Source organism: Streptomyces cinnabarinus (genome assembly GCF_027270315.1).
In the GTDB taxonomy this organism is placed as follows: domain Bacteria; phylum Actinomycetota; class Actinomycetes; order Streptomycetales; family Streptomycetaceae; genus Streptomyces; species Streptomyces cinnabarinus.
Window position 1 is genome coordinate 8,534,298 of the sequence record NZ_CP114413.1, and the last position, 15,533, is coordinate 8,549,830.

Consider the following 15,533-nt stretch of genomic DNA (forward strand, 5'->3'; position numbering starts at 1 on the left):
AATGCCATTCCTACTGCACTCGACCGAGGTTCGAGTGCAGAGCGTCTCATCAGAGCACACGCCAGTGGGTGTTCAACTGTCCGATCCGGTCAGTTGAACACCCCCGTGCTTTTCCGCATCGCCCGACTCAAGTGACCTTCGAGGACGTTCCTTGACGGGGTGACCGGGCTCCTGGATGCTGATTTTCCGAACGGGGAATTCATGCTGGAATTAGATTCCGCCCCGGCGACCTCTAATTCGTCGACCGCTCGAGCAGCCGCCTCCCGAAGGTAATTCTCCGGGTAATTCCGCGTGTACAGCGGATTTCTGCGGCGTCCCGCGATGGTTTTCTTGAGCTGCCCAATGTGAGAGGAACGTTCCCATGCCGGGCCGCGATTCCGAATCTCTTGTCGACCATTTCCGGGCGACTTTCGCCGATCATCCGCAGGCCCGGACCTTCCGGTTCCTCGTGGACGGCGAGGGCGAGCCGCAGTCCCTGACCGACGCCGAGGTCGACCTGCGGGCGCGCACCATCGCCGCGACGCTCAGGGAGCGGTACCCGGCGGGCGAGCGGGCACTGATCCTGTGCCCGTCCGGGCTGGACTACATGGTGTCCTTCTTCGCCTGCCTCTACGCCGGGATCATCGCCGTCCCCGCCTATCCGCCGGACCCGGCCTTCCTCAAGCGGACGCTGCCGCGTCTCGTCGGCGTCATCGAGGACGCCGAGCCGGTGGTCATCCTCGCCCCGGCGAAGACGGTCGCCCTGGCCGACACCTTCCAGGAGCACGCGCCGGCGCTGCGGTCCATCGCCTGGCTCGCGGTCGACGGCCTCGACACCGCGGCCGCCGACGGCTGGCGGCACCCCGGGACCCGCCGGGACGACATCGCCTTCCTCCAGTACACCTCCGGTTCCACCAGCCGACCCAAGGGCGTGATGGTCAGCCACGGCAACCTGCTGCACCAGATCGACGCCCTGTTCGCCGTGCTCTTCGACCGCGACCCCACCGGCCAGCACGTCGTCAGCTGGCTGCCGCCCTTCCACGACATGGGCCTGATCTTCAGCCTGCTGACCCCGCCGTACGCGGGACTCCCCGTCACCTTCATGGCGCCGTACTCCTTCCTGAAGCGGCCCTACCGCTGGCTGAAGGCGATCTCGGACACCGGCGCGACGGCCAGCGCCGCCCCCAACTTCGCCTACGACCTCGCCGTGGCGAAGGTGACGGAGAAGGAGCGCGAGACCCTCGACCTGAGCCGGTGGCGTTCCGCGGCGAACGGCGCCGAGCCGGTGCGGCGGGAGACCATGGAGCGCTTCACCGCGGCCTTCGCCGACTGCGGCTTCCGCGCCACCTCGCATCTGCCCTCCTACGGGCTGGCCGAGGGCACCTTGATGGTCTCCACCGGCGATGTGGACGCCGCCGCGCTGTGGCGGGATCTGGCACCGGACGCGCTGGCCGCGGGCAGGGCCGAGGGTGCGGCGCCGGACGGACCGTCCCGGACCGTGGTCGGATGCGGCACCTCGATGTCCGACCAGCGCGTGGCGATTGTCGACCCGCGCACCCGCACCGCGCTGCCCGACGGCTCCGTGGGCGAGATCTGGGTGGCCGGGCCGAGCGTCGCCCACGGGTACTGGCGCCGCGCCGAGGAGACCGAGGAGATCTTCCGCGCCCGCCTGGCCGACACGGGCGAGGGGCCCTTCCTGCGCACCGGCGACGTCGGCTTCCTCGACGGCCCGGAGGTCTACGTCACCGGCCGCGCCAAGGACGTCATCATCATCGCGGGCCGCAACCACTACCCGCAGGACATCGAACGCACCGTGGAGTCACTGGACCGCGGACTGCGGCAGGGCTGCGGAGTGGCGGGCTCCCGCGACCTGGACGGCGAGGAACGCCTGATCGTCATCCAGGAGTACCGCGGCAGCAAGGATCCCGCCGAGCATCAGCGGATCATCGCCGCGATCCGCGAGGAACTCGCCCGGGAGCATGGGCTGCAGACGTACGCCGTGGCCCTCGTGCGCGCCGGGACCGTACCGAAGACCACCAGCGGGAAACTCCAGCGCGCTGCCTGCCTGGACGCCTTCCTGCGGGACGAGCTGAAGACGGTGGCCGTGTGGCGGCAGGACCGGGACGGGGCCGTGCCCGGTGCTTCCGCCGTGGCTGCCACCGACGCCTCCGAGATCGAGGGCTGGCTGAGGGAAGTGCTGGCCGATGCCATCGGCGGCCGTCCGGCAGCCATCGACCCGACCATGCCGTTCGCTGCGTACGGCCTCCAGTCGGTGCAGATGGTCGCGATGGCCGGAGATCTCGAACGCCGCCTCGGCCGGCCGGTGGAGGCCACGGTGGTGTGGGAACACCCCACGGTGGAGAAGCTCGCCCGGCATCTGGCCGGAGCGCAGGCCACGCCCACGACTTCGGACGCCCTTCCATCGGCGCCCGCTGACGCCGACCCCATCGCCGTGATCGGCATCGGCTGCCGCTTCCCCGGCGGCGCCGACAGCCCGGACGACTTCTGGCAGTTGCTGCGCGAAGGACGCGACGCGATCACCGAGGTGCCCGCGGAACGGTGGAACACCGAGGACTTCACCGCCGAGGACCCCAAGGCACCCGGACGCACCAACAGCCGCTGGGGCGGATTCCTCGACGGCGTCGACCGGTTCGACCCGGGCTTCTTCGGCATCGCCCGCCAGGAAGCCGTGCGGATGGACCCGCAGCAGCGGCTGCTCGCCGAGGTCGCCCACGAGGCCCTGGAGGACGCGGGGCTGCCCGCCGACCGGCTGGCCGGATCGCAGGCCGGTGTCTTCGTCGGAGTCTCCACCTTCGACTACGCCCTGCGCCAACTGCGCGACCTGGACGCGATCGACGCCTACACCGGCACCGGCAGCGCGCTCAGCATCGCCGCCAACCGGCTGTCGTACATGCTGGACCTGCGCGGCCCCAGCATCGCCGTGGACACCGCGTGCTCGTCCTCGCTGGTCGCGGTCCTCCAAGCGGTCGCGAGCCTGGAGCGGGGCGACTGCGAACTGGCGCTGGCGGGCGGGGTGAACCTGGTGCTGTCCCCGGCGCAGGCCATCAACTTCAGCAAGGCGGGCGCGATGTCCGCAGACGGGCGCTGCAAGCCCTTCGACGCCGCCGCCGACGGCTATGTGCGCTCAGAGGGCGCCGGAGTCGTCGTACTCAAGCCGCTCAGCCGGGCGTTGGCTGACGGGGACCGGGTGTACGCGGTGATCCGGGGCGGCGCGGTGAACTCCGACGGCGCCAGCAACGGCCTGATGGCCCCCAACCCGCAGGCCCAGGAGGCGGTGCTGCGCGCCGCGTACAGCAGGGCCGGGGTGCGTCCGGCGGACGTGCGCTACGTCGAGGCGCACGGCACCGGCACCAGCCTCGGTGACCCGATCGAGGCCAAGGCGCTCGGCGCGGTGCTCGGCGAAGGACGGGACCCACAACAGCCGTGCCTGATCGGCTCGGTGAAGTCCAACCTCGGGCACATGGAGGCGGCGGCCGGTATCGGCGGGCTGATCAAGACCGCCCTGGTGCTGCACCACCGGACCGTGCCGCCGACCGTGCACTACCAGGAGCCCAACCCGCACATCCCCTTCGACCGGCTGCCGCTGCGGGTGGCGGACTCTCTGAAGCCCTGGCCCGGCGAAGGCGACGACGGCCCGGCCCTCGCGGGCGTCAGCTCGTTCGGGTTCGGCGGCACCAACGCCCACCTGGTGCTCGAAGCGGCCCCGCCGGTCGTTCCTCGGCCCGCTCCCGAAGGAGCCGTGCTGCTGCCCGTGTCGGCCCGCACCGAGCAGGCACTGCGCGAACTGGCCGCCCGGTACGAGGCACGGCTGGCCGGTTCCGACCTCATCCCCGGCGCCCTCGCCTCGGCGGCCGCGCTGCGCCGCACCCACCACGAGCACCGGCTGGCCTGCACCGGCACCACCCTGGACGAACTCCGCGCCGGTCTGGCCGCGTTCGCCCGCGGTGAGCAGGTCCCGGGGCTCTCCTCGGGCGTCCGCCGCGTGGGCAGGCGCCCGCGTCCGGTGTTCGTCTGTGCCGGGCAGGGCCCCCGGTGGTGGCCGGTGGCCGCGGACCTGCTCGCGGGCGAGCCCGTGTTCCGGGCCGTCGTCGAACGGGCCGACGCGCTGCTGCGCCGCCACACCGACTTCTCCCTGCTGGAGCAGCTCGCCGCCGACCAGGACCGCTCCCGGCTGGCGGACACCGCGGTCGGCCAACCCGCCCTCGTCGCCGTACAGATCGCGCTGGCCGCGCTGTGGCGGTCCTGGGGCGTGGAACCCGCCGCCGTGGTCGGGCACAGCGTCGGCGAGATCAGCGCGGCCCATCTCTCGGGCGCGCTCTCCCTGGAGGACGCCCTCGTCGTCGCACTGCACCGCGGCACCGTGCTGCGCGCCGCCTCGGGCAAGGGCCGGATGGCCGTCGTGGGCCTCCCGGCGGACGAGGTACGGCAGTTGCTCACCGATCGCGGGCCCGGACGGGTGTGGGTGGCCGCGGCGAACAGCCCCTCCTCGACCGTCCTGTCCGGCGAGGCCGCCGCACTGACGCGGCTGGCCCGCGCCCTGGAGGCCGAGGGCGTGTACTGCCGCCTCCTGGAGTCCGTCGACTTCGCCTCGCACTGCCCCCTGATGGAACCCGTCGCGAGCGAACTGTGGCGGCTCCTCCCCGGCCTCACGCCGCGGGCGGCGGCCGTGCCGATGCTCTCCACCGTCACCGGCGAACCGGTCCCCGGCGAGTCCCTGGACGCGGAGTACTGGGCCTCGAACCTCACCCGGCCGGTCCTCTTCGACCGCGCCGTCACCGCGCTCGCCGAGTCCGGGCACGACATGTTCATCGAGCTCTCCCCGCACCCGATGCTCATCGACGCGATGTCCGAACGGCTTTCCTCGTACGAGGACTTGGGCAAGGTCGCCGTCCCCTCCCTGCGCCGCGACGAACCCGGCCGGGCCGCCGTACTGACCGCGCTCGGGCGGCTGTACAGCGCGGGCCTCCAGGTCGAGTGGCGGCGCGTGTACGGAGCGTCCGGCCCGGTGGCGGACCTGCCGACCTACCCGTGGCAGCGCACCCGCTGCTGGTTCGGCGAGGACACCGCCGTACGGCGTCCCGTGGGCGACGGCCATCCCGTGCTGCGCTCGCATGTGCGCTCCGCGGTCGCGCCGCACGCCGACCACTGGTCCGCGCCCGTGGACCTGGCGCGCTTCGGCTACTTGACGGACCATCAGGTCACCGGGGCGGCGGTGCTGCCCGCGAGCCTGGTCCTGGACGCGGCGCTGGCCGCGGCCCGGACGCGGCTGGGCCCGGACACGACCGTGGCCGATCTGCACCTGACCCGGCTGACCGCGCTGCCCGACCGCTGCGACGCGGACACCGTGCAACTGGTCCTGCTGCCCGAGACCGCGGAGACCGGCTCGCTGCGCCTGTTCACGCGCGGCGGCGAGGACGACGACTGGGCGCAGGCCGCGCACGGCTCCTACCACCGCGCCTCCGACCCGTCCGGCGCCGACCCGCTCTCCGAGGTGCGGGCCCGGTGCTCCACCGCCGTCGAGGCCGGCGACCACTATGCGGCGATGCGCCGGTCGGGACTGTTCTGCGGCCCCGCCTTCCAGGGCGTCGGCGAACTGTGGCGGGGATCCGGCGAGGCCCTCGCCCGGCTGCGTGACCGGGCGGAACTGACCGACGACTTGAGCGCCCATCCTGTCCATCCGGCGGTGCTGGACAGCGCCTTGCAGGCGTTGGGCGCGGCCCTGGGCGAAGTGCAGGGGAGCGCCACGTATCTGCCGGTGCGCGTGGGCGGGTTCACCCTCCTCGCCGAGCGCGCCGCGCCTCGGTGGGCCCATGCCTCGGTCGCCGCGCCGGAGGCGGACGCCGACGAGATCACCGGGGCCGGCGTCGTGCTGTACGACGACTCGGGCGCTGTCGTCGGGGAGTTGACCGGGGTCGCTCTGCGGCGCGTGCACGGTAAGGACGCCGGGGATCCTGCGGGCCGGGACCTGTACCGCGTCGCCTGGGACGAGGCCGAAGCCGTCGGTCCGGGTCAGGCCGGGCGGTGGCTGCTGTTCGCCGACCGGGGCGGCGTCGGAGGTGGCATCGCCGGCGCGCTCACGGCACGCGGCGGCACCTGCGTGACCGTCACCGCCGGGACCGCCTGCCGAGTCACGGAACCCGGCCGCTACGAGATCGACCCCGACAGCCCGGAGCACCTCGCCGCCCTGCTGGCCGACCTTGGGGACCGCGTCGACGGGATCGTGGACGCCCGGACCCTGGATCTCGAACTCACCGAGGACGCCACCCCCGAGGAGGTCCTCGCCGCGCACGACGCCGCCTGCGTCCCCGCTCTGCGTCTTGTACAGCAACTCGCCCCGCTCGATTCAGCGCCCCGCCTCGTGCTGCTCACCCGGGGCGCCCAGCAGGCCGAGGAGGGTGACCGGACCGCCGTGGCCCAGGCCGCGCTGTGGGGTCTGGCCCGGGTCGTCAAGCTGGAGCACGGCGAACTGCGCCCGGTGATCATCGATTTGGACCCCGCCCACCCCCGGGACGAGGCCGAGCGGATCGTGGACGAGTTGCTGCGTCCCGGCGACGACGACCAGGTCGCCCTGCGCGCCGGAACCCGCCGCACCCCGGCGCTGCGGCCCTGGACGGGCGGCGGCACGGCCGGGGAGCAGGTGCGGCGCTGGCCGTTCGACCCGGCCCGCGACGGCAACCACCGCATCCTGGCGGCGCGTCCGGGCATGCTGTCGAGCCTGGGCCCCACCCAGTGGCACCGCACACCGCCCGGCCCCGGCCAGGTGGAGATCGAAGTGGCCGCGGCCGGGCTGAACTTCAGCGATGTGCTCAAGGCCATGAACACCTACCCGGGCGCCGAGGGCATCGTGCCGCTGGGCGCCGAGTGCGCGGGCCGGATCAGCGCGGTCGGTGAGGGCGTGACCCGGGTCCGGGTGGGCGACGCGGTGATGGCCGTCGGCGCGCACGGCATGGCCGCCTTCACCACCGTCAGCGGCGCGCTGGTCGCCCGGCGGCCTCAGGGACTGACCCCCGAACAGGCCGCCGCCGTGCCCATCGCGTTCCTCACTGCCGTGCACGCCCTGGAGCAACTGGCCCGCCTCCGCAAGGGCGAGACGGTGCTCATCCACTCCGCCACCGGAGGAGTCGGCCTCGCTGCCCTCCAGGTCGCCCAGCGGTGCGGGGCTCAGGTCTTCGCCACCGCGGGCAGCGAGGAGAAGCGCGAGCTGTTGCGCTCGCTGGGTGTGGAGCACGTGATGGACTCCCGCTCCCTGGCCTTCGCCGACGAGATCACCCGTGCCACCGACGGGCGGGGCGTCGATGTGGTCCTCAACTCGACGACCGGTGAAGCACTGGCGCGCAGCATGCGACTGCTCGCCCCCGGCGGCCGGTTCGTGGAGATCGGCAAGCGCGACATCTTCGACGACAGCCACATCGGCCTGGGCTTCTTCAAGGACAACCGGGCCTTCTTCGCCGTGGACCTGGAGCAGACCATCCGCGAGCGGGACGAGCTGATCGCCGAACTCCTCGACGAGGTCGGACAGGGCTTCGAGCGAGGGGAGTTCACCGCGCTGCCGGTGACCGTCCACCCCTACGGCGAGGCCGCCGCCGCCTTCGCCACGATGGCCAGGGCCCAGCACATCGGCAAGCTGGTGCTGCGGCCAGAGGGGCGGCAACTGATCACCAGGGGACCGGACTTGGCTCCCGTCCGGCCTGACGCGAGCTATCTGATCACCGGTGGTCTGGGTGCTCTGGGCCTTGAGACCGCCCGCTATCTGGTGGCTCAGGGGGCCCGGCACCTGGTGCTGGTCGGTCGCAGTGCGCCGTCGGCCGAGGCCGAGCGGGCCGTCACCGAACTGCGGGCCGCGGCCGAGGTCAGCACCGTCAGCGCCGATCTGTCCCGGTACGACGACGTGGCGGACGTGATGGCCCGGATCGACGCCGACAGACCGCCGCTCGCCGGTGTCGTACACGCCGCCGGCGTCCTCGACGACGGGCTGCTGACCGGACTCGACCCGGACCGGTTCCGTGCCGTCGCCGCGCCCAAGTCCGTCGCCGCCTGGCATCTGCACCGCGCCACGGCCGGGCGCGACCTGGACTTCTTCGTCCTGTACTCCTCCGCCGCCGCGGTCCTCGGCTCGCCCGGCCAGGGCAACTACGCCGCCGCGAGCGCCTTCGTCGATGCCCTCGCCCACCACCGCAGGTCCCGCGGCCTGCCCGCGCTGAGCATCGACTGGGGCCCCTGGGCCGAGATCGGCCTGGCGGCCCGGCCCGACCGCGGGGCCGCCCTGTCCGCCCGCGGTGTGCGGAGCATCATCCCCGAGCAGGGCATCGCCACCCTGGACTGGCTGCTGCGCGGTTCCGCGACGCAGCTCTGCGTGCTGCCGCTGGACCGCGACGGGCTGAGCGGCCACACCGGCGGGGGACTGCTGGGCACCCTCGCCGTGGACTCCGGCCGCGCCGAGGCCGGAGCGCGCGGGCAGGACGACGTACGCCGCCGGATGCTCGCCGTCGAACCCGGGCGCCGCCGCCGGGCGGTGCTGCTCGACCACTGCCGCACCCTGGCCGCCCGCGTCGTGGGCGCCGAACCGGCGAGCGTCGACACCAGCGCCCCGTTCACCGCCATGGGCTTCGACTCGCTGCTCGCCCTGGAACTGCGCATGGGCCTGGAGACCACCCTCGGGGTGTCCCTGCCGACCACCGTCACCTGGCGCTTCCCGGCCATCGACAAACTCGTGCCCTTCCTCGCCGAGCGCATGGAGATCGAGCTGGAGTCGGTTGCGGCGGCCGCGCCCGCGCCCATTCCCGCCGCCCTGGAACCCGCCGTGGACGACGGGTCACCGGACCTCGACACGATGTCGGCCGCCGAGCTCGAAGCCCTGCTGCTGGCCAAGACGAACCAGATCGACGAAGGGGGTCAGCGATGACGGGACCGGAACAGGGCGGCACTTCGGCCGACACCCTCAGGCGCGCCTATCTGACCATGGAGCGGCTCCAGCGCCGGATCGAGGAGTACGAGCGCGCGGGCGGCGAGCCGATCGCCATCGTGGGCGTGGGCTGCCGGTTCCCCGGCGGCGTCACCGACACCGACACCTACTGGCAGCTGCTCACCAGCGGGGTCGACGCCGTCCGCGACATCCCGGCGGACCGGTGGGACAACACGGCCTTCTACGACGAGGAGCGCGGCAAGGCAGGCGCGATCAACACCCGCAGCGGCGGATTCCTGGACCGTATCGACCGCTTCGACCACGACTTCTTCGGCATCTCCCGCCGCGAGGCCCTGGCCATGGACCCCCATCAGCGGCTGACGCTGGAGGTGGCGTGGGAGGCGCTGGAGAACGCCGGGCAGGCCCCGTCCGGGCTGGCGGGCAGCCGTACCGGCGTGTTCATGGGCGTGGCCAGTTCGGACCATGTGACCGCCCGGGTCCGCCGCCCCGAGGACATCACCGCCTACACCAGTTCCGGCGCCGCGCTCAGCTTCATCCCCGGCCGTATCGCCTACCTCCTCGACCTGCGCGGCCCCAACGTCGCGCTCGACACCGCCTGTTCCTCCTCCCTGGTCGCGGTGCACCAGGCGTGCCAGAGCCTGCGCACCGGCGAGTGCGACACGGCACTGGCCGGAGGCGTCAACGTGGTGCTCTCCCCGGTCCTGCTGATCTCCCAGTCGGCGTTCGGCTCGGTGTCCCGGCGGGGCCGCGCGAGCACCTTCTCCGACGACGCGGACGGCTACGTACGGGGCGAGGGGTGTGGGGTCGTCGTCCTCAAGCGGCTCTCCGACGCCGTGCGCGACGGGGACCGCGTCCTCGCCATGGTCCGCGGGGGAGCGGTCAACCAGGACGGCCGCAGCTCCGGCATCACCGCCCCCAACGGCGCCGCCCAGCGCGAGGTGTACCGGGCCGCCCTCGCCGCCAGCGGCGTCGCACCGCACCAGGTGGGACTGATCGAGACGCACGGCACCGGCACCCGGCTCGGTGACCCCATCGAGGCCGAGTCGCTGGCCGATGTCTACGGGCGGCCCGACGGCCCGCCGGTGTACCTGGGCGCCGTGAAGACCAACTTCGGGCATCTGGAGGCCGCGGCCGGAGCCGCCGGACTGATCAAGGCCGCGCTGTGCCTGGCCCACGGCACGATCCCGCCCAACCTGCACTTCACCCGGCTGAACTCGAACATCTCCTTCGAGGGCACGACCTTCACGGTGCCGACCCGGGTCACCGACTGGCCCGAGCCGGACGACTCGCCGCGCTTCGCCGCCGTGAGCAGTTTCGGGCTCAGCGGCACCAACGCGCATCTGATCCTGGAGCAGGCCGGGCCCGCCGCCGCGCCGGCACCCGACGAGCGCCGCCCCGGGTCGGTCCTCGCCCTGTCCGCCCGCACCGAGACCGCCTTGACGAACCTCGCGGCCCGCTACCGGGACCGGCTCCGCACACCGGACGACGACTCCTCCCTCGCCGACCTGTGCCACTCCGCCGGCACCGGCCGCTCGCACTTCCGGCACCGGCTCGCCGCCGTGGGGGCGACCCGCGAGGAGGCCGCCGACCGGCTGGAGGCCTTCCTGCGCGGCGAGGACGGCCCCGGACTGGCCCACGACCAGGCCGAGGACACCGAGGTCGCCTTCCTCTTCACCGGCCAGGGCGCCCAGCGCCCCGGCATGACGCGCCGCCTCTACGAGACCCAGCCCACCTTCCGCCGGACCCTCGACGCCTGTGCCGAGATCCTCCGGCCGCTGCTGGAACGGCCGTTGCTGTCCGTGCTGTTCCCGGCCGACCCGGCGGACGCCCGGATCAATGACACCGCCTACGCCCAACCCGCCACGTTCGCCGTGGAGTACGCGATGGCGCAGCTGTGGCGGTCCTGGGGGGTCGAGCCGGCCGCCGTGATCGGCCACAGCTTCGGCGAGTGCGTGGCCGCCTGTGTGGCGGGTGCCATGTCACCGGCGGACGGTCTGGCGTTCACCGTCGAACGGGCCCGCATCATCGAGCAGTTCTGCAAGCCGGGCACGATGGCCGCGGTGTTCGCGCCGGAGTCGGAGGTAGCCGCCCGGATCGCGGACGACCTGGACCGGATCTCGATCGCCGCCGTCAACGGCCGGGCCAACACCACCATCTCCGGGGAACGCGACCTGGTCGAGGAGATCTGCGCCGAGTTCACCGCCCGCGGCGTCACCACCAAAGCGCTGCACATCGCCTCCGCGGGCCACTCGCCGCTGATGGACCCGGTGCTGGACCCCCTGCGAAAGGCCGCGCAGAAGATCGCCTTCAAAGCCCCGGCCATCCCGCTGGTCTCCAACGTCACGGGTGATCTGTGGCCCTGGGACCAGGCCCCCGACGCCGAACACTGGTGCCGTCACGTCCGGCGGACCGTGCGCTTCTCCGACGGTGTGCGGACCCTGCACGATCTGGGGTACCGGGCCTTCCTGGAGGTCGGTCCCGCGCCCACGCTGCTCGGGCTGGTCAGTGACGCCCTGCCGCCCGACCACGACGACCTCCTGCTGCCCAGCCTCCGCCCGAAGACCGACGACTGGGAGGTCCTGCTGCCGACGGTCGCGGCCCTCTACGCGCGCGGCGCCGGGATCGACTGGGCCGGTTTCGATCGCGACTACACCCGGGCCAGGACCACGCTGCCCACCTACCCCTTCGACCCCACCGACTGCTGGGAACCGCCCCGGTCCTGGCACCCCGGCGAGGCTCCCACCGAGACCCCCGTCGCGGCCGACGCCCCTCGGCAGGAGCCCGCGGCCCCGGCCCGGCGCCGCGGCAGGCGCCGCACCAGCCCCATCCCCACCGCCGAGGAACTGCTGAGCCTTGCCGAGGCGGAGCGACTGCCCACGCTCACCGCGCGGTTCGTCCTCGGCGTACAGCACGTGCTCGGCTCGGCGTCCGCCTCCGCCGGTCCGGACGAGTCGCTGACCGGGCTCGGCCTGGACTCGCTGATGGCCGTCGAACTGCGCAACGACATCCAGAACCGGCTCCAGGTCACCCTGCCGATCACCGAATTCCTCGGCGCGGCCACCATCCGCTCCGTGGCGGAAGGCGTCCTCGAACGGCTCAACTCCGACGACGCCGCCGCACCCGCCGAGGGCACCCCGAGCACCCCGAGCGCGCGAACCGCGCCGATCCGCCGCCGACGCCGCGCCGACGACAGGGCCGCCGCCGACGTACTGGCGCAACTGGGCGATGCCCCGACCGGCGAGGAACCACCGGCCACGCAGGGGGAGGACCGGCAGTGACCGACGATCTCGACGCACGGCTGGCCGCCCTGTCCCCGGAGCAACGGGCCCGGTTCGACGAGCTGATGGCCCGGCGCGAGGCGGCCGAGGACACTTTCCCGCTGTCCGTCCTGCAACGCGGCACCTGGTTCCTCGAACAGCTACGGCCGCACAACCCCGGCTACATCGTGCCCGGCGCCGTCCGCGCCGAGGGCCACCTGGACGCCGGCGTCCTGCGGGCGGCCGTCACCGAGATCGTGCGCAGGCACGAGGCACTGCGCACCACCTTCCGCGTCGACGACGGCACCCCGGTCCAGGTCGTCCACCCCGAACCGACCGTGGACTTCCAGGAGACCGACCTGCGCGGCGACGACCGCACCGCCGCAGACCGGCAGCGGCACCTCGACGAGGCCCTCACCGAGCCCCTCGACATCACGACCGGACCGCTGCTGCGGGTACGGCTGCTGCGCACCGGCCCCGCGGAGTCGGTGCTCGTGACCGCCACGCACCATCTGATCTCCGACCGCTGGTCCACCGCGGTGTTCCTGACCGAACTGACCGAGCTCTACGAGGCGTTCGCGGCCGGCCGCCCCTCACCGCTGCCCGAGCTGGAGATCCAGTACGGCGACTTCGCGGACTGGCAGCACCGGCAACTGGCCGACGGGGCCTGGGAGGAGGATCTGGCGTACTGGCTGGACCACCTCGATGGCGCCCCGACCGCGCTCGACCTGCCCACCGACCGGCCCCGCCCCGCCGTACAGGGCTTCGACGGCAGCTTCGTCCCCGTCGAGCTGACGCCCGCCCTCATGCGCGAGCTGGGCGCCCTGGCCGGACGGCACGGCGCCACCCCGTACATGGCCCTGCTCGCCGTGCTCCAGATCCTCCTGCACCGCCACAGCGGTCAGGACGATCTCGTCGTGGCGGTACCCGTGGCACAGCGCGACCGCGCCGAAGTCGAGCCGCTCATCGGCTACTTCGTCAACACCATGGCGATCAGAACCGACCTGGGCGCGAACCCCGCCTTCACCACCGTCCTGACCCGGGTCCGCGACGCCTGCCTCGGCGCCTACGCCCACCAGGGCGTCCCCTTCGAACTCGTGGTGGCGGCACTCAAGCGGCCCCGCGACCTCAGCCGCCCCCCGCTCGCCCAGATCAGCTTCAGCTACGGCCGCGAGCCCGTGCCGCCCCGGCCGCTGGGCGGTGCCCGTGTGACCCGACTGCCGGTCAACAGCCAGGGCGCACGCTTCGACCTCGAACTCCAGGCGTTCGACACCGACGGGGGGCTCACCGGCTGGTTCGAGTACGACCGGGATCTGTTCGACGAGGCGACCGTCGGGCGCCTGGCCGCCCGCTTCCGCCGCCTGGCCGAACAGGCCGCGGCCCGTCCCGACACCACCGTGGACGACTTCGAACTGCTCGACGAGGCCGAACGGCAACTGGTCCTCGGCGAGTGGAACGCCACGGAACACGACTGGGGAGCGGCCGGCTGGGTCCACCAGGGCTTCGAGGAGCAGGTCCGCCGCCACCCGGACGCGGTGGCGGTGCGGTACGACGGCCGGTCCCTGACCTACGACGCGCTCAACCGCCGCGCCAACCGGCTCGCGCATCTGCTGCGCGACCACGGCGTGGGCCCGAATGCCGTCGTCGGCGTCGCCGTGGAACGCTCCCTGGAGCTGGTGGTGTGTCTGCTGGCCGTACTCAAGGCGGGCGGCGCCTACACCCCACTGGACCTCGACCTGCCGCCCGCGCGGCTGGCGGCCATCGCCGAGGACGCCCGGCCACCGGTCGTGCTCACCCACGGCCCGGCCCTCGACCGGCTGCCCCCGCTCGACTGCCCGGTGCTCGACGTGGACGGCCTGGCCACCGAACTGGCCGCGCGGCCCGACCACGACCCCGGCGTCGTCCTGGACGGCGAGGACCTGGCGTACGTCATCTTCACCTCGGGCTCCACCGGCCGCCCCAAGGGCGTGATGAACGTCCACGCCGCGCTGCGCAACCGGCTGCTGTGGATGCAGGACACCTACCGCCTCGACGCCTCCGACCGGGTGCTGCAGAAGACGCCGTTCTCCTTCGACGTCTCGGTGTGGGAGTTCTTCTGGCCGCTGATGACCGGAGCCACTCTCGTCGTCGCCCGCCCCGGAGGCCACCGGGACAGCGGTTACCTGGCCCGGATCATCCAGGACGAGGACATCACCACCCTGCACTTCGTCCCGTCCATGCTCCAGGTCTTCCTCACCGAACCGGTCGAGAAGTGCACCGGCCTGCGCCGGGTCATCTGCAGCGGCGAGGAGCTGACCCGCGACCTGCACGACCGCTTCCTCGCCCGCTCCGAGGCCGAACTGCACAACCTCTACGGGCCCACCGAGGCCGCCATCGACGTCACCTCCTGGCACTGCCGCCCCGACGCCACCGACCGGCGGCCCGTCCCGATCGGCCACCCCATCACCAACACCCGCCTCCACGTCCTCGACCGGCGCCTGCGCCCCGTGCCGGTCGGCGTGCCCGGCGAACTCCACATCGGCGGCCGGGGCCTGGCCCGCGGCTACCTGGGCCGCCCCGACCTGACCGCCGAACGGTTCATCGACGACCCCTTCCTGCCCGGCGAACGCCTCTACCGCACCGGCGACCTGGTGCGGCACCGGGCCGACGGCGCCCTGGAGTTCCTCGGCCGCCTCGACCACCAGATCAAGCTGCGCGGGCTGCGCGTCGAACTCGGCGAGATCGAAGCCGTCTTGACGACCCACGAGTCGGTCCGGGAAGCCGTGGTCGTCGCCCGCGAACACGCACCCGGCGACGTCCGGCTCGCCGCATACGTGACCCCCGCAAGCGACACCGCCCCGGCCGCCGGTGACCTGGCCGCTCATCTGCGGCTGCGGCTCCCGGAGTACATGGTCCCGGCCTCCTTCACCGCACTGGAGCGGCTCCCGCTGACCCCCAGCGGCAAGACCGACCGCAAGGCCCTCCCGGAGCCCCCGTCCACCCGGCCCGACCTCCAGGCCCGCTTCGTCGCACCGCGCGACGAGCGCGAACAGGCCCTCGCCGAGCTCTGGCGGAGCCTGCTGGGCGTGGAACGCGTGGGCCTGCACGACAACTTCTTCGACCTCGGCGGGCACTCACTGCTCCTCGCCGAGTTCCGGACGGTCCTCGCGGCCTCGCTCGGCCACGAGCTGACCATGGTCGAGCTCTTCCAGCACCCCACGGTCGGATCGCTCGCCGAGTACCTCGGCCGGACCCCGACAGCGGGGGACAGCCCCGCGCACGGCGGCCGCGAGCGCGCCGAGAACCGTCGTCAGTCCCGCAACCGGCGGCAGCGAGCGGCCGAACGCCGGGCTCTTTCCCGCGAAGACAGGTGA

Annotated in this window: 3 protein-coding genes; all 3 read left to right on the forward strand. The window is 73.1% G+C overall.

All coding sequences use genetic code 11. The features are described 5' to 3' along the window. Positions 1-361 precede the first annotated feature (361 nt). From STRCI_RS38610 to STRCI_RS38620, 3 genes are read left to right on the forward strand one after another with little or no spacing between them, the layout of a single operon-like run. Positions 362-8,902: a type I polyketide synthase gene (locus STRCI_RS38610; protein ID WP_269663661.1), complete on the forward strand. Its 8,541-nt coding sequence runs from the start codon at positions 362-364 to the stop codon at positions 8,900-8,902. After that, entirely contained in the window at positions 8,899-12,201 is a 3,303-nt protein-coding gene (locus tag STRCI_RS38615) for a type I polyketide synthase (RefSeq protein WP_269663662.1), read from the forward strand. Before STRCI_RS38610 ends, STRCI_RS38615 begins: the two co-directional genes overlap by 4 nt. After that, positions 12,198-15,533 (forward strand): amino acid adenylation domain-containing protein, encoded by a 3,336-nt coding sequence (locus tag STRCI_RS38620; protein WP_269663663.1) that lies wholly within the window; start codon positions 12,198-12,200, stop codon positions 15,531-15,533. Before STRCI_RS38615 ends, STRCI_RS38620 begins: the two co-directional genes overlap by 4 nt.